The 17,571-nt window shown below is 60.4% G+C and carries 24 protein-coding genes; 8 read left to right on the forward strand and 16 right to left on the reverse strand.

The window, feature by feature from the left end; translation table 11 throughout:
- Positions 1-10: 10 nt before the first annotated feature.
- Both ACR0AC_RS16485 and era read right to left on the reverse strand, forming a co-directional pair.
- On the reverse strand, positions 11-340 hold the full coding sequence (locus ACR0AC_RS16485; RefSeq protein WP_170624229.1) for a DUF1491 family protein: 330 nt from the start codon (positions 338-340) through the stop codon (positions 11-13).
- Positions 337-1,245, reverse strand: coding sequence for a GTPase Era (era, locus tag ACR0AC_RS16490; RefSeq protein ID WP_170737666.1), 909 nt, complete (start codon positions 1,243-1,245; stop codon positions 337-339). The genes ACR0AC_RS16485 and era overlap by 4 nt, the downstream gene beginning before the upstream one ends.
- Before the next feature lie 158 nt (positions 1,246-1,403).
- Between era and ACR0AC_RS16495 the strand changes: the two genes are divergently transcribed.
- Positions 1,404-2,780 (forward strand): multicopper oxidase family protein, encoded by a 1,377-nt coding sequence (locus ACR0AC_RS16495; protein WP_170624234.1) that lies wholly within the window; start codon positions 1,404-1,406, stop codon positions 2,778-2,780.
- Positions 2,781-2,898: 118 nt separating this feature from the next.
- Here the strand turns inward: ACR0AC_RS16495 and rnc are convergent, their stop codons facing one another.
- The 10 genes from rnc to folK form a co-directional block, all read right to left on the reverse strand.
- Positions 2,899-3,579, reverse strand: coding sequence for a ribonuclease III (gene rnc, locus ACR0AC_RS16500; protein ID WP_170455037.1), 681 nt, complete (start codon positions 3,577-3,579; stop codon positions 2,899-2,901).
- Positions 3,576-4,415 carry a signal peptidase I gene (lepB, locus tag ACR0AC_RS16505; RefSeq protein ID WP_170624236.1) on the reverse strand — a complete coding sequence of 280 codons (840 nt, stop codon included), beginning with the start codon at positions 4,413-4,415 and terminating at the stop codon, positions 3,576-3,578. The genes rnc and lepB overlap by 4 nt, the downstream gene beginning before the upstream one ends.
- 31 nt (positions 4,416-4,446) lie before the next feature.
- Complete coding sequence (acpS, locus tag ACR0AC_RS16510; protein WP_170454649.1) at positions 4,447-4,890, reverse strand: holo-ACP synthase; 444 nt, start codon at positions 4,888-4,890, stop codon at positions 4,447-4,449.
- Positions 4,887-5,378 carry a hypothetical protein gene (locus ACR0AC_RS16515; RefSeq protein WP_170624239.1) on the reverse strand — a complete coding sequence of 164 codons (492 nt, stop codon included), beginning with the start codon at positions 5,376-5,378 and terminating at the stop codon, positions 4,887-4,889. The genes acpS and ACR0AC_RS16515 overlap by 4 nt, the downstream gene beginning before the upstream one ends.
- Positions 5,378-6,001: a LysE family translocator gene (locus ACR0AC_RS16520; protein WP_170454652.1), complete on the reverse strand. Its 624-nt coding sequence runs from the start codon at positions 5,999-6,001 to the stop codon at positions 5,378-5,380. The genes ACR0AC_RS16515 and ACR0AC_RS16520 overlap by 1 nt, the downstream gene beginning before the upstream one ends.
- Complete coding sequence (locus ACR0AC_RS16525) at positions 5,998-6,744, reverse strand: pyridoxine 5'-phosphate synthase (RefSeq protein ID WP_170454654.1); 747 nt, start codon at positions 6,742-6,744, stop codon at positions 5,998-6,000. Before ACR0AC_RS16525 ends, ACR0AC_RS16520 begins: the two co-directional genes overlap by 4 nt.
- Positions 6,737-7,435, reverse strand: a complete 699-nt coding sequence (locus ACR0AC_RS16530; protein ID WP_170454657.1) for a DUF2062 domain-containing protein — start codon at positions 7,433-7,435, stop codon at positions 6,737-6,739. The genes ACR0AC_RS16525 and ACR0AC_RS16530 overlap by 8 nt, the downstream gene beginning before the upstream one ends.
- Positions 7,436-7,451: 16 nt before the next feature.
- On the reverse strand, positions 7,452-9,584 hold the full coding sequence (locus tag ACR0AC_RS16535) for a RelA/SpoT family protein (protein WP_480874882.1): 2,133 nt from the start codon (positions 9,582-9,584) through the stop codon (positions 7,452-7,454).
- Positions 9,585-9,613: 29 nt separating this feature from the next.
- Entirely contained in the window at positions 9,614-9,967 is a 354-nt protein-coding gene (gene rpoZ, locus ACR0AC_RS16540) for a DNA-directed RNA polymerase subunit omega (protein WP_010437681.1), read from the reverse strand.
- 94 nt (positions 9,968-10,061) lie between these two features.
- Positions 10,062-10,631, reverse strand: coding sequence for a 2-amino-4-hydroxy-6-hydroxymethyldihydropteridine diphosphokinase (gene folK, locus ACR0AC_RS16545; RefSeq protein WP_480585355.1), 570 nt, complete (start codon positions 10,629-10,631; stop codon positions 10,062-10,064).
- Positions 10,632-10,768: 137 nt separating this feature from the next.
- Between folK and ACR0AC_RS16550 the strand changes: the two genes are divergently transcribed.
- The 7 genes from ACR0AC_RS16550 (at position 10,769) to ACR0AC_RS16580 (ending at position 15,264) form a co-directional block, all read left to right on the forward strand.
- A complete protein-coding gene (locus ACR0AC_RS16550; RefSeq protein ID WP_170454663.1) occupies positions 10,769-11,344 on the forward strand; it encodes a LabA-like NYN domain-containing protein in 576 nt (191 codons plus the stop codon).
- Between the two features lie 187 nt (positions 11,345-11,531).
- Positions 11,532-12,482 carry a 4-hydroxy-3-methylbut-2-enyl diphosphate reductase gene (ispH, locus tag ACR0AC_RS16555; protein WP_480874887.1) on the forward strand — a complete coding sequence of 317 codons (951 nt, stop codon included), beginning with the start codon at positions 11,532-11,534 and terminating at the stop codon, positions 12,480-12,482.
- Entirely contained in the window at positions 12,479-12,931 is a 453-nt protein-coding gene (locus ACR0AC_RS16560) for a DUF3429 domain-containing protein (protein ID WP_480874888.1), read from the forward strand. The genes ispH and ACR0AC_RS16560 overlap by 4 nt, the downstream gene beginning before the upstream one ends.
- Positions 12,928-13,521, forward strand: coding sequence for a class I SAM-dependent methyltransferase (locus ACR0AC_RS16565; RefSeq protein ID WP_170454669.1), 594 nt, complete (start codon positions 12,928-12,930; stop codon positions 13,519-13,521). Before ACR0AC_RS16560 ends, ACR0AC_RS16565 begins: the two co-directional genes overlap by 4 nt.
- Positions 13,514-13,981, forward strand: coding sequence for a ribonuclease HI (rnhA, locus tag ACR0AC_RS16570; RefSeq protein WP_170454671.1), 468 nt, complete (start codon positions 13,514-13,516; stop codon positions 13,979-13,981). The genes ACR0AC_RS16565 and rnhA overlap by 8 nt, the downstream gene beginning before the upstream one ends.
- Entirely contained in the window at positions 13,978-14,601 is a 624-nt protein-coding gene (locus tag ACR0AC_RS16575; protein ID WP_480874892.1) for a trimeric intracellular cation channel family protein, read from the forward strand. Before rnhA ends, ACR0AC_RS16575 begins: the two co-directional genes overlap by 4 nt.
- A gap of 66 nt (positions 14,602-14,667) precedes the next feature.
- Complete coding sequence (locus ACR0AC_RS16580; protein WP_480874894.1) at positions 14,668-15,264, forward strand: COG3904 family protein; 597 nt, start codon at positions 14,668-14,670, stop codon at positions 15,262-15,264.
- A gap of 2 nt (positions 15,265-15,266) precedes the next feature.
- On the opposite strand, the gene speB is transcribed toward ACR0AC_RS16580, so the two are convergent.
- Genes speB through fmt form a run of 4 tightly spaced genes read right to left on the reverse strand, consistent with a single transcriptional unit; the run spans position 15,267 to position 17,543 of the window.
- Entirely contained in the window at positions 15,267-16,088 is an 822-nt protein-coding gene (gene speB / locus ACR0AC_RS16585) for an agmatinase (protein ID WP_170520262.1), read from the reverse strand.
- Between the two features lie 59 nt (positions 16,089-16,147).
- The gene (locus ACR0AC_RS16590; protein ID WP_170454679.1) at positions 16,148-16,384 is read right to left on the reverse strand and encodes a GlsB/YeaQ/YmgE family stress response membrane protein; all 237 of its coding nucleotides are present in this window, start codon (positions 16,382-16,384) and stop codon (positions 16,148-16,150) included.
- A gap of 1 nt (position 16,385) precedes the next feature.
- Entirely contained in the window at positions 16,386-16,622 is a 237-nt protein-coding gene (locus tag ACR0AC_RS16595; protein WP_170454681.1) for a hypothetical protein, read from the reverse strand.
- 6 nt (positions 16,623-16,628) lie between these two features.
- A complete protein-coding gene (gene fmt / locus ACR0AC_RS16600; protein ID WP_480874899.1) occupies positions 16,629-17,543 on the reverse strand; it encodes a methionyl-tRNA formyltransferase in 915 nt (304 codons plus the stop codon).
- Between the last annotated feature and the right edge of the window lie 28 nt (positions 17,544-17,571).

A 17,571-nucleotide genomic window follows, 5' to 3' on the forward strand; every position in this document is an offset into this window, starting at 1 on the left:
GCGCCGCCCGCTATTCCAACCCCTCTTCCCCGAGCAAATGCCGTCCCTGCCGATCTTCGACCTCGATCACCCAGAGGTCCGGATCAAAGCGGCGTTGGCGTTGGATGGCCTCGTCAACGTCGCTTTCGGGGCCAGAGGAAAGTTCAATCCACTTCCGCTCGCCGCTCATCAGGTCAAAGCTGCGCTGGAACGCGACGGCCTGACCGTCCAGCGTGTTCAGTTTGATCAGTACTGCCCCGGCGGTGTTGTCTCCATGGGCGACGACAAAGGCCGGGATTTCCTGAAAGCGCAGCCGTGCCAAATAGGCGTGGACCCAGAACTCGGCTGTCAGACGGGTCATGCGTTGCCGTCTTTGAAATCCAGACCCATTTCCGAATAGCGCTCGGATTCCTCAAGCCAATTGGGTCGGACTTTGACCTGCAGGAACAGGTGGATTTTGCGGTCGAGGAACTCTTCCAGCTCCGCCCGTGCGGCCTGACTGACGGCCTTGATGGTCTCGCCACGTTTGCCCAGAACAATCCCTTTGTGACCGTCGCGCATGACGTAGATGACCTGATCGATCTTGGCCGAGCCGTCCTTACGCTCTTCCCAGTTCTCGGTCTCGACGGTCAATTGATAGGGCAGTTCCTGATGCAGGCGCAGGGTCAGCTTCTCGCGCGTCATCTCGGCGGCGATCATGCGCAGGGGCAGATCGGCGATCTGATCTTCGGGATACAGCCACGGGCCTTCCGGCAGTTCCGAGGCCAGCCATTTGCGCAGGTCGTCGACCCCGTGACCCTTTTCGGCGGAAATCATGAAGGTTTCGGCAAACGGATAACGCCCGTTCAGATCGCTGGTTAGCGCCAGCAGCTTCTCGGATGGCACCTTGTCGATCTTGTTGATCGCCAGCGCAACAGTGCGTCCCTGCCCGATCTCCTCCAGCCCCTCAAGGATACGCTCGACCCCTTCGGTGATCCCACGATGGGCTTCGACCATCAGCACAACGACATCGGCATCCGCGGCCCCGCCCCACGCAGCGGCGACCATGGCGCGGTCCAGACGGCGGCGGGGTTTGAACAGGCCCGGCGTGTCGACAAAGACCAACTGCGCGTCGCCCTCCATCGCCACGCCGCGAATGCGCGCGCGGGTGGTCTGCACCTTATGCGTCACGATCGAAACCTTGGCCCCGACCATACGGTTCAGGAGGGTGGATTTGCCTGCGTTGGGCTCTCCGATCAGGGCGATAAATCCGGCGCGTGTGGTCATGTCTCTGGCGATCCTGTTTGCAGGTGCGCACCCCTATAGCAGAATGGCGACGCGGGCCAGAGGGATTTGTCGCATTGCGGCCATGCGTTTGCGGTGACACCTTCGGATCACGCCGCGCCAGATCCAGCCAGGCATCCCCATTTTCAAAGAGGCAAGACATGAAACGTCGTGAGTTTCTAATCGGCAGCGCAGCCGCTGCAGGGGCGGCGGGACTGGGTGGTTTCGGGCGCGCGTCAGGTACTGAGGAATTGGTTATTCAACCGGCCAGTTTTACCCTGCGCGATCAGACCACAACCGGCATGGTCAGCGTGTCACCCGATGCGCCGCCCCCGGTGCTATATGGCAAACAGGGTGAGGTGATGCGGCTGTCTGTACGCAACACGCTGCCCGATTACACCGCGATGCACTGGCACGGGTTGCGTATCCCGAACGGGATGGACGGGGTGCCTTATCTGACCCAGATGCCGATTGGGCCGAATGAGGTTTTTGAGTATGAATTCACCCCGCCGGATGCGGGCACATACTGGTACCACCCGCATTGCATGACGATGGAGCAGATGGCCCATGGTCTGACCGGCGTCATGGTGATTGCCGAGGCGGACGATCCGGGTTTTGACAGCGAACAGGTGATCAATCTGCGGGATTTTCGGCTGGATGATGACGATCAGTTTCTGCCGGCTTATACCGCGCGCGGGGCGGCCCGCGCCGGGACGTTCGGAAATGTGCCGACGGCGAACTGGCTGACGGAACCTGTCTACGATCACGTGGCGGGCGGGCTGGTGCGGTTGCGGGTCCTAAATTCCGATACCACCCGTATCTACAAGCTGCACCTGACCGGGGCCGAAGCGCGGATCATTGCCTGGGACGGACATCCGGTTGAGGTCGACCTGCCGATGCCCAGTGCCGAGGAACCCTTGTTGGTTGGTCCGGGTCAGAGGGTCGATTTTGCCGTTTCGATGCCGGATGGTGAGGGGCAGATTGTTGATCTGATGGCAAAACTGCCGGGAAACCCGCCACGCCCCATGGCCAGACTGCGCGCCATCGGCAGATCGGTTGCGCGGGATTTGCGGGACTTGCGCCCCCTGCCCGCCAATCCGCTTGCCAAACCAGATCTGACGCGGGCTGAAGTGCATGAGTTCGTCTTTGGCTGGACGCCCGAGGGTGGGACGCCGAATAACGGGTTCTGCGGATCACTGGGTTACAATTTCTGGTCGATCAACCGAACGCCGTGGTCGGGCGACGCGGCGCAGGATGTGGGGCCTCTGGCCACTTTGGAATTGGGCAAAAGCTATGTACTGCGGCTGCGCAATGAATCGCCCAATCTGCATCCGATCCACCTGCACGGGCTGGCCTTTGTGCCCCTCACGTCGAACCAGCGCAAATTACCGCCTCTGATGACGGACACGATGTTGTTGCTGAAGGATGAGGTGGTCGAGATTGCGCTGGTTGCGGACAATCCCGGCGACTGGGCGTTTCATTGCCATGTGATCGAGCATCAGAAAACCGGGCTGACCGGGTTTATCCGGGTTGTTTGAGGGTCGAATTGGCTGCGCCAATCCGACCGGAAGGGGGCCAGCCCCCTCGCCCGGATTTCATCCGGGCTCACCCCCGAGATATTTTTGGCCAGATGAAGAGCGGATCCGGGTTAGGCCGTTATTTCGGCAGGTCGTTGAGCAGAGCTTTGGCGGCGGCTTGTTCGGCTTGACGTTTTGACCCGGCGGTGGCTTGTGCCTCGGTCCCGTCCTGCAGGCGGGCGGCGATGGTGAAGACCGGCGCGTGATCCGGGCCGCTGCGTTTGATTTCGACATAGGATGGGGGCTTTTGCCCACGTGCCTGAGCCCATTCCTGAAGCGAGGTTTTGGCGTCGCGGGCGTCGGCCTCGACCGTGTGGATACGATCCCCCCAAAGCGCGAGGATCACATCGCGTGCGGCTTCGAAACCGGCGTCGCGGTAGATGGCAGCGATCACCGCCTCCATCGCGTCGCCCAGAAGGGCCTGTTTGCGACGACCACCTGACAGCATTTCGGATCGACCCAGTTTCAGGACCGCGCCCAAATCGATCTGACGGGCGACATCGGCACAGGCCTCTTTGCGGACCAGCGCGTTGAAGCGGGGGGCCAGTTGGCCTTCGGTGGCCTTCTTGTCGGCCTCAAGCAGCGCCGTTGCCATCACAAGACCCAAAACCCGGTCACCGAGGAATTCGAGCCGTTGGTTATCCGGTCGCGTGGCCGAGGAGACCGAGCCATGGGTCAGCGCGCGCAACAGCAGTTCGGGGTTGGTGAATTCGTACCCCAAACGCTGCTGGAACGCCTTTATCTCGGCCGATAGCTTCAATTGACCGCCTTGAAGAAGCGATCGCCGCGCCATGTCCAGAAGAACAGCATGGACCGCCCTGCGGACGAGAACATGATCCGGTCGGCGCGACCGATCAGGTTTTCGTAAGGCACATAACCGACACCACCAGCGGATTGCGGAAGGCGGCTGTCGCTGGAATTGTCGCGGTTGTCACCCATGAAGAAATAGTGACCCTCGGGCACCGTATAGATGCCGGTGTTGTCAGACCCCTGATTGCCGATATTCAGAACGTCGTAGGATACGCCGTTGGGCAGGGTTTCAATCAACCGGGTTTTTTCACAGATGCCGCCGATCCCAACAGGGCCGTTTTCGCAGCGCGGGCGCAGGCGTTGCGGGCCCTGCGGTTCGGCGATTTCGGTGAACACGCCATCGGGCTGCTGCGGAACCGGGGTACCGTTCAGGATGATCTGCCCCTGACGCATCTGGATACGGTCGCCGGGCAGGCCGATCAGACGTTTTATATAGTCACGACCCGTGACCGGGTGGCGGAAGACGATGACATCGCCACGGTCTGGCTCGCCCGCCCAGATGCGGCTGTTGTCGTCGCCTTGCATCCAGCCACAGAGATCCTCGGCATCGATGTTCAGGCCAACGCTTGGGATGATCAGGCTGGGGCAGGACGCATAGGAATAGCCATAGGCCATCTTGTTGACGAACAGGAAATCCCCGATCAGAAGGGTCTGCTTCATCGAGCCGGACGGAATCCAGAAGGGCTGAAAGAACAGGGTGCGGAAGACGCCCGCGATCAGCAGGGCGTAGACGATGGTTTTGATCGTTTCCCACACGGCGTTACCTGATTTGGCTTCCTCGGCCATACTGCTCTCCGGTCTTTTGGATTGTTGGGTGCTACATGCGGGTCGGTTGGGGGTGAGTCAAGGCTGCGTCCGGGTCTGTGACGACACGTGCCTCGATCACCACAAAGGCTTGGGCCCAAGGATGATCATCCGTCAGGGTGACATGGATGATGGCCTCGTGCCCTTCGGGGGTCATTTCCTTGAGGCGCTCGGCCGCCCAGCCGGTCACGTGCATCACAGGCTGGCCGGTTTTCAGATTGGTGACGGCCATATCCTTCCACGCGATCCCCATGCGCAATCCGGTGCCCAACGCCTTGGAGCATGCCTCTTTCGCGGCCCAGCGTTTGGCGTAGGTTCCGGCGGTGTCATGGCGGCGCTCGGCCTTGCGCTGTTCGATCTCGGTGAAGACGCGGTTGCGAAACCGGTCGCCGAAGCGGTCGAGCGTGCCCTGAATGCGGTCGATATTCGCGAGGTCTGTGCCGATGCCGAGGATCATTGGCTTGTCTTTTCCATTTTCAGAAAGGTCGAATATCCTCGCTTAACTCCGAAAACGAAAGCATAGCGGCACAGCAAAAATGAAACGATAATACAAAGCGCCAACTCGGCACCTGCTATCAGGGCCGTGTTGCTCAGAACGTTGATATCTGAAGGGCCATCGAAAACGAGTGCGAAAGTTATCAGCACCGCCACCGCCGCCAAAGTTGTGAGAACCATCTGACGGGCGATGATCCAACTTTTGTAGCTATCGCCAAGAGGCTTGCCGCGAATACCTTTGTCCATTCCGTAGGACGTGGCAGCCAAAAACATCGCCAGTCCCAGTGGAAGGGTTGCGAATGGCCATTCGAATTCGAACCACCACTTTATTAGATACAGTCCAATCAGATCGACGAAGACGAAGCACAAAAAGCCGAGACGGTTCAAGCCAACATCTTCGTGAGATTTGAAGAGCGTTTTCAATGGGCTTGCTGTCTCGTGTAGTTTCATCACGACAACCGTACCGTCAAAATCTTGTAACTCGCCACCCCGAAGAACCCGGCAAAGGCGAAATCAAACCAGCGGCGGGCGCGGCGGTAGGTGCGGACCATACGCTCGGACGAGAACAGGAAGGCGTAGCCGATGAAGATCAGCAGTGAGCCTGCGTAGAGCATAGCGAAATAACCCAACAGCATCGCAAGGCTGGCGTCGTTCGGCGCGACGATGGCGTAGATCGATCCCCAGCTGACGATTGCCTTCGGGTTCGTCAGGTGGATCGCCGCTCCTTTTGCAAAGATCGTCGGCAGAGACCCTGTGACCGGATTGCCCAGCGCCACCTCGTCGGAAGTCATCGCCCGGCGCAGGGCCTTGAGGGCCAGCCAGCCCAGATAGGCAACACCGATATAACGGATCACTTCAAACGCCCAGACATTGGCCAGCATGATCGCCGACAGGCCCAGCGCGGCGGCAATGCCCCAGGCAGCAGAGCCCGCGCAGATGCCCAGCGCAAAGACCAGACCGGCGCGGCGGCCTTCGTTCATGGCGGTTCCGGCGATGCCCATGGTCGCCGGGCCCGGAGAGCCTCCGGCCATCAGCCAGGCCAACCAGATGGCTATGAAGCCAGGCGTGATCACGCCCGCGCCTCGTCCATCAGGCGGCGCATTTCGGTAATAGCAGGAGACAGGCCCAGAAAGATCGACTCGCCGATCAGGAAATGGCCGATATTCAACTCGCGCACCTCGGGGAAGGCCGCGACCGGTTGTACCGTGTCGTAGGTCAGGCCATGGCCCGCGTGAACCTCAAGGCCCAGCGAATGGGCGAAGGTGGACATCTGGCGCAGGGCCTCCAGCTCGCGGGCGGCGTCTTCCATGCGACCTTCGGCATGGGCATCGCAATAGGCGCCGGTGTGCAGTTCGATCACCTCGGCCCCGATGCGGTGAGCAGCCTCGATCTGGCGCTGATCGGCAGCGATGAAGATCGAGACACGGCAGCCGACATCGCGAAGAGGGGCGATGAAATGGGCCAGCTTGTTTTCCTCGCGCGCGACTTCAAGCCCGCCTTCGGTGGTGCGTTCCTCGCGCTTTTCGGGAACGATGCAAACGGCATGAGGTTTGTGGCGCAGGGCGATTTTCTGCATTTCGTCCGTCGCGGCCATTTCGAAATTCAAAGGCACCGACAGAACCTCCATCAGCCCGTCGATATCAGCATCCGAGATATGACGGCGGTCTTCGCGCAAATGGGCGGTGATGCCATCGGCCCCGGCCTCTTCGGCCAGTTTGGCGGCGCGCAGCGGGTCGGGATAGGCCCCGCCACGCGCGTTGCGCACGGTGGCCACGTGGTCGATATTTACACCAAGACGCAAGTGGTTGTCAGACATCACGCGATTCCTTTTTCACGGTTTGACCCGAACCTAGAGCCTTTTGCACGGAAACGTCAGGCTTTGCTTCGGCCAGACGTTTGATTTCTTCAAACTTCGCCTTGATTTTGGCGCGTCGGCGATTCTGATAGCTGCGGATCAGGGGCAGGCTCAGATAGCCACAGATCAGCCCAGCCAGAATGCCGGGCAGGACACCACCGATCATGTAGGGATAGAAAACCTCGCGGTAGAAAACGCTCAGACCGTGCCAGTCGGCAATGCGGTCGGTGAACATCGCGAGGAAATTGTTCTTGAGGTCCCCCATCGCGTCGGCAAATTTGCCCATCAGGCCGCGGGTTTCGCTTTTTTCGAATTCGGTGCCCAGCAGGAAATGCCCCGTCTGCAGGCAGATCACACCGATCGGAACATAGGTTAGCGGGTTGCCGAAGAACGTGCCGCTTAGGGCGGCCAGTATGTTGCCGTTGATCAGCCGGGCACCAATGGCAGCTACGACGAAATGCAGGCCGTAAAACGGTGTGAAGGCTGCAAAAACGCCTGCTGCGATGCCACGTGCAATACGTTCAGGCGAGTCCGGCAGGCGACGGACGCGGTGTTTGACATAGTGAAACGCGCGTGTCCAACCGCCACGCGGATAGACAAATTCCGATGCGATCTGGACAGGCGAGCGTCGATCTCGGCGCTTGAAAACCACTCCTGATCACCCCTTCTCAGCCGGCCGAAACGGGTGATTTGGCCCGGTCCCGGTATCGCTCGACAGCGGCAACGTCGCTTTCAGCCTCAAGCGTCAGCATCAGGGAATGCAACTGTTCCAGATCGCGCAGTTCCACATTGATCAGCAGGCGGTAAAAATCCGGTTTCCGGTCAACGAATTCCAGGTTCGAGATATTGGCCTTTTTCTCGCCGATCAATGTGCAAATGCGCCCCAACACACCGGCGTCATTGCCAATGGTCAGATCCAGCGTCGCGCCATAAACGGCGGGGTGTGTGCCGGAATGCCAGTGCAGATCGACCCAGCGTTCGGGTTCATTTTCAAACTCGCCCAGACGGTCGCAATCAATGGCATGCACGACCACGCCCTTGCCGCGATAGGTAATGCCGACGATGCGTTCACCGGGCAAGGGCTGGCAGCAGGGCGCGCGGTCGAACTTCTGCCCCGGTTCCAGGCCGATCACCGCGCGGCGCAGCGGGATGGCGTCACCTTCGTCCTTGGTCAGTTCGGGGTAAACCGCCTCGACCACGTCATGGGCGGTCAGTTCGGCGCTGCCCAGACGGGCCAGCAATTCGTGGCGATCCTTCAGACGCAGGTGTTTGGCGGCGGTGTCCAGCGCTTTGTCGGTTGCCTTGCGTCCCACATGCTCAAAGCCCGAACGCGCCAGTTCCTTGCCCAGCTTGATAAATCGCTCGCGGTCGACTTCGCGCAGGGCACGCCGGATGGCCGTGCGGGCCTTGCCGGTGACAGCGATCTCAAGCCATGTGACCTGCGGCGTCTGACCGTCAGCCGTGATGATGTCCACCGACTGACCGTTCTTGAGACGGGTCCACAACGGCACGCGGATGCCATCGACCTTGGCCCCCACGCAGGCATGGCCGATGCGGGTGTGGATTGCATAGGCAAAATCGATCGGCGTCGCCCCACGTGGCAGTTTCACCACGTCACCCTTGGGCGTAAAGCAGAACACCTGATCGGAATACATCTCAAGCTTCACAGCCTCGAGGAAATCTTCGTGATCCTCCTCGTTATCGAACTGTTCGGTCAGGTTGGAAATCCACTTGGCCGGGTCAACGGCAAAGGGGTTTTCCGTGCGCACCCCATCGCGATAGGACCAATGCGCTGCAACGCCGGTTTCGGCCACGTCATGCATTTGACGAGTGCGGATCTGTACCTCGACCCGTTTGCCATCGCGGCCCGACACCGTGGTGTGGATCGAGCGGTAGCCGTTCGATTTCGGCTGGCTGATGTAATCCTTGAACCGCCCCGGCACCGCGCGCCAGCGCTGGTGAATTGCGCCGAGGGTGCGATAGCAGTCTTCTTCGCTGGGCGTGATGATGCGGAACCCGTAGATGTCGGACAGGCGGGAAAAGCCCTGATCCTTTTCCTGCATCTTGCGCCAGATCGAATAGGGTTTCTTGGCGCGACCAAACACCTCGGCCTCGATCCCGGCCTTGTCCAGCTCGTGCCGCATGTCACCGGTGATGCGGTGGATCACGTCGCCGGTTTCCCGTTGCAGCGTGATGAAGCGGCGGATGATCGATTGGCGGCCTTCGGGGTTCAGGACACGAAAGGCGAGGTCTTCCAACTCCTCACGCATCCATTGCATCCCCATCCGGCCCGCAAGCGGCGCGTAGATGTCCATCGTCTCGCGCGCCTTGATTACCTGCTTTTCCGGGCGCATCGCCTTGATCGTGCGCATGTTGTGCAGACGGTCGGCCAGCTTGACCAGAATGACCCGCAGATCCTTGGACATGGCCATGAACAGTTTGCGGAAGTTTTCCGCCTGCTTGGTTTCCCGGCTGGACAATTGCAGGTTGGTCAGCTTGGTGACACCATCGACAAGCTCGGCAACCTCATTCCCGAACAGATCGGCCACTTTGCCATAGCTGGCCTTTGTGTCCTCGATCGTGTCGTGCAGCAGGGCCGTGATGATGGTCGCATCATCCAAACGCTGTTCGGTCAGAATAGCGGCAACGGCAACGGGATGGGTGAAATAGGGCTCGCCCGAGTGGCGGAATTGCCCCTCGTGCATCTGCATCCCGAACTCATAGGCCCGGGCGATGCGATCAGCATTAGTCTTGGGGTTGTAGTTGCGGACCAGCGCAATCAGGTCGTCAGCAGAGATCATCCGGTCCGCACCTTCGTGTAGCTTGGGGCTTACCCCTGGCCTTGAGCCTCCATCAGAGCGCGCAGCAGCTTCTCTTCGGACATATCGTCATCCGCAGGCTTGTCGGATTCCGCACCCATCAGCAGCGCCATCTGATCTTCTTCCGGCTCGTCCACCTCGATCTGGGTCTGGTTGGCCTCGATCAGACGCTCGCGCAGTTCGTCCGCGCTTTGGGTCTCATCGGCGATCTCGCGCAGGGAAACGACGGGGTTTTTGTCGTTGTCACGATCCACAGTGATCGGACCGCCGGCAGAAATCTCGCGCGCCCGGTGGGCCGCCAGCATCACCAGTTCGAACCGGTTTGGAACCTTGTCAACGCAATCTTCAACCGTCACGCGGGCCATGGGGCGCTCTCCGTTACTGAATCCATGTCAGGAAGAGGCTTATCTAAGACCGATTGCCCGCCTTGACAAGCACGAAATGCCGCAAAAGCAGGGATCACAGGGGCGTGACGGCCTGAACATCCCCGGCAGGCAAAGCTGCAACCATCTGTGTGACTGTCTGCTGCAACACCGGGTGGCACCAATCCGGCGCAATATCCGCCATTGGAACCAGCACAAACGCCCTGTCCTGTAGGCGGGGATGGGGCAGAATCAACTGATCCGGCACCGCCTTCCGTTGTTCATCCGGGGCCAGATCCAGCCAGTGCGCATAGGTGGCCTTGTCAGGAAGAACCGTATCCGCATAGCACACCAGATCCAGATCAAGCGTCCGCACTCCCCATCGCTGTATACGCTCGCGCCCAAACTCATGCTCGATCGCATGCAGCACGTCCAAAAGCTCTGGCGGCGAAAGGTCAGTGTCGATCGCCGCCGCCGCATTCACGTAATCCGGCCCCGCCCCTGCGGGGAAACAGGGGGTCGCAAAAAACCGGCTGACAGCGCGAATCACCACCCCATGACGTGAAAGCGCGTCAAGGGCGCGTCGAAGTGTCACTTCGGGTCCAAATCCTCTCAAATTGAGATTTGCCCCTAGGGCAACTATAGCATTTCGCGCGGAATCGCTCATGTATCTTCCTATGTTCGGCGCACTGCATACTTGCGATGGCCAACAAAAGCCCTAATTATAGGGTCACTACAGCGCGACATATTTACACTCACACACCAATCACTCAACGCGCTGCATTGTACCGGAAGGAAATATTTATGTTTTATAAAGACGAACGGCTAGCGCTGTTCATCGACGGCTCAAATCTTTATGCCGCCGCCAAAGCACTCGGGTTCGACATCGACTACAAACTTCTGCGGCAGGAATTCATGCGCCGTGGCAAGTTGCTTCGGGCCTTTTACTACACAGCGCTGCTTGAAAATGACGAATATTCGCCGATCCGCCCATTGGTGGACTGGCTGCATTACAATGGCTTCACCATGGTCACGAAACCGGCCAAGGAATACACCGACAGCATGGGGCGTCGGAAAGTCAAAGGGAACATGGATATCGAACTGACCGTCGATGCCATGGAGCTTGCACCACGGGTCGATCATATCGTGCTGTTCTCGGGCGATGGGGATTTCCGCCCGCTGATCGCCAGCCTGCAGCGTCAGGGTGTGCGCGTTTCGGTTGTCTCGACCATCCGCAGCCAGCCGCCGATGATCTCGGACGAGCTGCGCCGCCAGGCGGACAACTTCATCGAACTGGAAGATCTGCGGGACGTCATCGGCCGCCCTCCGCGCGAGATGACCGCTGAACCGCGCAGCGTCGCGGTTGCCTCGGGCGGCTGATCTTTCGGCCCGACATCGATGGAAAAATTTGCGCGGTCAGGATTCACCACCCTGGCCGCGCTTCCTTAACTATGGATTGGTTCTGAAACATCGTCTGGCTAGCACCGATTCATGTCAGATCAATGACGCTGTCCTGTCTGGACCAAGGCCGGGAAAAGACTTACCTGTGCAGTAAGGAGACAGCGACATGACCAAGCCGCCACTGACACTGTATCTGGCCGCCCCGCGCGGCTTTTGCGCAGGCGTAGACCGTGCCATCAAAATCGTCGAGATGGCGCTGCAGAAATGGGGCGCACCCGTCTATGTGCGCCATGAGATCGTGCACAACAAATTCGTTGTCGACGGGCTGCGCGAAAAAGGCGCTGTTTTTGTCAGCGAACTGGACGAATGCCCCGATGACCGCCCGGTGATCTTTTCCGCGCATGGCGTGCCGAAATCGGTACCAGCCGAGGCGTCCCAGCGCGAGATGATCTATGTCGACGCGACCTGCCCGCTGGTATCGAAAGTGCATATCGAGGCGCAGCGCCACTATGAGGCCGGGTTGCAGATGATCATGATCGGCCACAAGGGGCATCCGGAAACCGTCGGCACCATGGGGCAACTGCCTGAAGGCGAGGTGCTGCTTGTCGAAACGGTCGAGGACGTGGCCGAAGTTCAGGTACGCACCCCCGACAAGCTGGCCTTTGTCACCCAGACCACCCTGTCGGTTGACGACACCAAGGACATCATCGCCGCGCTTCAGGCAAGGTTCCCTTCTATCGTCGGCCCCCACAAGGAAGACATCTGTTACGCCACCACCAACCGGCAAGAGGCCGTCAAGGCCGTCGCCCCAAAAGCAGACGCTTTGCTGGTGGTCGGCGCGCCGAACTCGTCAAACTCACGCCGATTGGTCGAGGTCGCATCGCGCGCCGGATGCACCTATGCGCAGCTGGTGCAACGCGCGCCTGACATTGATTGGCGCGCGCTAGAGGGGATCAAAAGCGTCGCGATCACGGCCGGGGCATCGGCCCCCGAAGTGCTGGTGAACGAGGTTATCGACGCATTTCGCGAGCAATACGATGTGACAGTTGAACTGGCCCAAACCGCCAAGGAAAACGTCGAGTTCAAAGTCCCCCGTGTTCTGAGGCAACCCGCGTGAACGGCGTACCCAAGTCGGCACTATATCTGGGTCTGGCGGGTCTGATCCCGTTTATCTGGGGCGCATTGACCTATCTGAACACGGACCTGCAAACCTGGGGCACGCGCGAGATCGGGCCACGTTTTGTTGGCCCCTACGTTCAGTTGTTCTATGGTTCGGTGATCCTCAGCTTCATGTCGGGCGTGCTGTGGGGCTTTGCCACTAAGACCTCGGGCAGCAAGGCAACGGTGGGCTATACGCTGTCCGTCCTTCCAGCGCTTTGGGCGTTTTTCATGACCGGAGGCGGCCCGGTGACCGCCGGCACCAACCTGATGACCGGCTTTGCCGGGCTTTTGGTGCTGGACGCGCTGTTCTGGTACTGGGGTCTGGCCCCGAACTGGTGGATGCGGCTGCGTATTCTGCTGACCGTCATCGTGCTTATGTGTCTTGCCGTTGGAGTTTACCTATGAGCGACCGCGACACCATTTCCGTCTATGACGCGCAGGCCGCGCGCTATGCCGCGCTGACGGATGACGACAATACGGGCGACCCGCAACTGACGCGATTTATTCAGGCCGTGCCCGAAGGCGGCAGAGTTCTGGATCTGGGCTGCGGGCCCGGAACGTCCGCCGCGCTGATGGCGCAAGCCGGGTTGCAGGTCGACGCGACGGATGCATCTGCCGAAATGGTCAGGCTGGCCTCGGCCCATCCCGGTGTTTCGGCGCGCCATGCCAGCTTTGACGCGCTGGAGGCTGACGGGGTCTACGATGGCATCTGGGCCAATTTCAGCCTGCTGCACGCCACGCGCGCCGCCTTCCCCACACATCTCAGCGCCATTCACCGCGCCTTGAAATCTGGCGGTGCGTTCTTCATCGCCATGAAACTGGGTGAAGGCGAAGGCCCCGACCGTTTGGGGCGCTATTACAGTTACTACTCCGAGGACGAATTGAAGACCTATCTGAAAGACGCAGGTTTCACCATCACCGATCAAAGGCTTGGCAGCGGCACCGGGCTGGACGGTTCGGTCTCTGACTTCATTTCGCTGGCCGCGCATGCCTGATCTGTTTGCCTATACGGATGGCGCCTGTTCCGGCAACCCCGGACCGGGCGGCTGGGGCGTGCTGCTGCGCGCAATGGACGGGGAAACCGTTCTGAAAGAACGCGAATTGAAAGGTGGCGAGGCCGAGACCACCAACAACCGGATGGAATTGCTGGCCGCAATCAGCGCGCTTGAAACGCTCGAGCGGCCCTCGACCATCACCATCGTCACCGACAGCGCCTATGTGAAAAACGGTGTGACCGGGTGGATTTTCGGGTGGAAGCGGAACGGGTGGAAAACCTCGAACAAAAAGCCCGTCAAGAATGTGGACCTGTGGCAGAGGCTGGATACCGCGCAAGACCGGCATGACGTGACGTGGGAATGGGTCAAAGGTCATGCGGGCCACCCGGAAAACGAAAAAGCCGATGAGCTTGCCCGTGCAGGCATGGCCCCGTTCAAACCCAAAAAGGCACAGGCGTGAGCGGTCTTGCGCTGCTCGACTATGTCTCGGTTCTGATTTTTGCCCTGACCGGTGCGTTGGTGGCCAGTCGCGCACAGCTTGATCTGGTGGGTTTTGCCTTCATCGCCTGTCTGACTGCCGTGGGCGGCGGCACCGTGCGCGACTTGCTGCTGGATCGGCATCCGGTCTTCTGGGTCGGCCAGCCCGATTACATCCTGATCGCGGTTGCAGCGGCGGTGCTGGTGTTTTTCACCGCGCATCTGGTTGAAAGCAGATACAACTGGCTGGTCTGGCTGGACAGTTTCGCCCTGTCCATTGCCGTTGCGGCGGGCACCGGTGCGGCCCTGTCGCTGGGACAGTCCGGTACCATTGTTGTATTGATGGGCGTGACCACGGGATGTCTGGGCGGATTGATGCGGGATGTGGTCTGCAATGAGGTTCCGTTGGTCCTGAAACAGGGGCAGCTCTATGTGTCCTGCGCTTTTGCGGGGGCTTTGACTGCCGTATTGGCGACAAAGCTGGGATTGGATGGCCTTCTGACGCTGGGCCTGTGCGCCTTGGTCTGCTGGGCGCTGCGGGCTGGCTCGCTGCTGTTCGGCTGGCAATTGCCCGTCTATAAGGCCCGCCCACCCCGCCAATAGCGCCAAGATGGACGGCTCGCCCCTGCGCTGCTACCAAGTGCAAAACCATTCGGAGCGCGGATTCAGATGAAAGCATTGTCGGTTCTGGCGGGATTGTCCCTGTTGGCGGCCTGCGGCGAGTCCTACACGCCAGTAGGTTTCGTCGCCCAAGGCGATCAGATCATCGCCACGGGCACGATCGATCACACCACATTGGATGCGTTCGAAGATGCAATCGAACAGAACCCGCAGGCCTCGACCCTTGTTCTGCAGTACATCGAAGGTTCGGTGGACGATGACGCCAATGTCGTCTTCAGCCGCGTTGTCCATGACGAAGGATTCAACACGGTTGTCCCCTCGGGCGGTCTGGTCGCATCAGGCGGCACCGATCTGTTTCTGGCTGGCCATAAACGCACCTTGCACCCCGGCGCCTGCGTCGGCGTTCACAGTTGGAGCGGGTCGGGAATTGTCGCAACCGAGTTGCCCGAGGATGACCCGGAACACGACCGCTATCTGGACTATTTTCAGGACATCGGCGTGGATGACGAGTTTTACTGGTTCACGCTAGAAGCCGCCCCTGCGGACCAGATGCACTGGATGACCGCTGCCGAGACCGACCGGTTCGACATGACCACGCGCGCAGCACCCCGGCTGGGCTCAGCCTCTGTCTGCGACGAGCGATAGGTTCAGCGCGTCAACAACCTTGCACCGATCTCCTTAACGAATTTCGCGGCCACCATCGCGGTCATGCCATAGGGGTCGCGGTGGGGGTTCAATTCGACGATATCAGCGCCGACCAATTGACCCTCGAACCGGTGGATCAAGTCGATCACCTCGCGTGTGCTCAGCCCGCCGGGTTCGTGGTGGGACACGCCGGGCGCAAAGGCCGGGTCCAGCGCGTCCAGATCCAGCGACAGGTAAACCGGTCCATCGAAAGACAGGTGTAAGTCCGCGCGCCAGTTGCGCATGTCGATAACTTCGACGCCGAACTTGTCGGCCTGTTCGCGTTGATGCGCGTTCATGGTGCGAATGCCGACCTGCACCAGACGGTTGATCTGACAGCTTTCCATCACCCGCGCAAAGGGGCAGCCATGACCCAGCGGACCGATATCCTGCGTGTCATAGAGGTCGGGATGCGCGTCGATATGCAGGATGTTCAGCCCCTCATACCGCTCGGCATGGGCCTTGATCAAAGGGAACGCGACCGAGTGATCGCCGCCCAGCGACAACAACCGCGCCCCGGTTGAAATGCGCTGCGCGGCCCCGGCTTCGATCCGGTTGATGGGCTCCTGCCCGCGCATCTCGAACACGTCCAGATCGCCGGTATCCCTGAAACGTTCGGTTGCGCCAAGGTCGGTGCCACCCTCGGCCGTCAGATTGGCGGCACCCGAATGCAGCGCCTCGCGAATGCGTCCGGGTGCGAAGGCCGGACCTTGCAGAAAGGAAGAGTGCAGGTCCAGCGGAACGCCCATCAGGGCGACGTCACCGGGGTTCAGATCATAGGACATGGGCCACCTGTCATCAGATTTTCTGTGATCTGGCGGGTGATGCCGAGAAAGGTCAAGGCCTAACGGCGGCGGATGACCTGCCACAGCCAGATCACCAGCAAAGCCCCCAGCACCGCGCCGACAAAACCTGACAACCACCCCATCATCGTCGCTAAAGCGCGCAGCAGGAAACCCCCGACCAGAGCGCCCACGATACCGATCAGCATTGTCGTGGGGATATCAGCCTCGATCCGCATCAGGCGGGTGGCCAGAAAACCCGCAGCCGCGCCGATGACGATCAGGGCGATGACGGGCATGTCATCTCCTCCAATGGGTCGGCACGATGATCAGCGCGCCGATTGAGGACAAAACCGCGTTCAGCCCCGGTGGGCCAAAGCTGATACCGAACATGATGCGCACGAAATAGAACAGGAAGGCCCCGCCGACGCAGATGATGATCGATTGCAGATAGCCGTTATGGGTAAAGCCGGTTTTCTCGGACAGGTATCCGACGATCCCGGCGATCACGACTGTACCCATCAAGACCATGAACATTCAGTGTTACTCCGATGTCAGCCGTGTGCCGATCGGGATCGGACAGCCGCGCAGAAAGGTTTCCCGATCCTGCGCACCTTTACCAGCCCTTTGCAAGCGCAGCAGCTCGACCGCGCCCTGCCCGCAAGCCACATGCAGATCATCATTCAGCACCTGCCCCGGCTGGCCCTGCCCGTCTGCGCGGCGCGAGGCCAGCAATTTGATGCGCTCACCGTCCATTTCGGTCCAGGCCCCCGGAAATGGCGACAGGCCACGAATCTGGCGGTCGATCTGTTCCGCCGAGCGCGACCAATCGATCCGCGCCTCGGCCTTGTCGATCTTCGAGGCATAGGTCACACCATCCTCTGGCTGCGGCTCGGGCGTCAGATCGGACAGGCGGCTCAGCGCGTCAACGATCAGATCCGCACCCATAACTGACAGGCGGTCGTGCAGCTGGGCCGTCGTTTCCTCAGACTGAATCGGGGTCGCTTGCCGCAGCAGGACCGGGCCGGTGTCCAGACCGGCCTCCATCTGCATGATACAGACACCGGTTTCCGCATCCCCCGCCATGATCGCGCGATGGATCGGGGCCGCGCCGCGCCAACGCGGCAACAGGCTGGCATGGATGTTCAAACAGCCCTGCGCGGGCGCATCCAGAATGGCTTGTGGCAGGATCAGCCCATAAGCGACGACAACCGCCACATCGGCGTTCAATGCGGCAAAGGCGGCCTGTTCCTCGGGTGATTTCAGCGATACCGGATGGCGGACCATCAGGCCCAGCGCCTCGGCCCGGGCATGAACCGGGGTTTGTCGATCCTTCTTACCGCGACCCGCCGGGCGCGGCGGTTGGCAGTAGACAGCGGCGATCTCATGCCCGGCATCGACCAGCGCATCCAGAACCGGGACCGAGAAATCGGGCGTACCCATGAAAATGACGCGCATGATCGGCTCCAGGTTATGCGGGTGCCGG

It is taken from the genome of Ruegeria sp. H7, assembly GCF_056532945.1.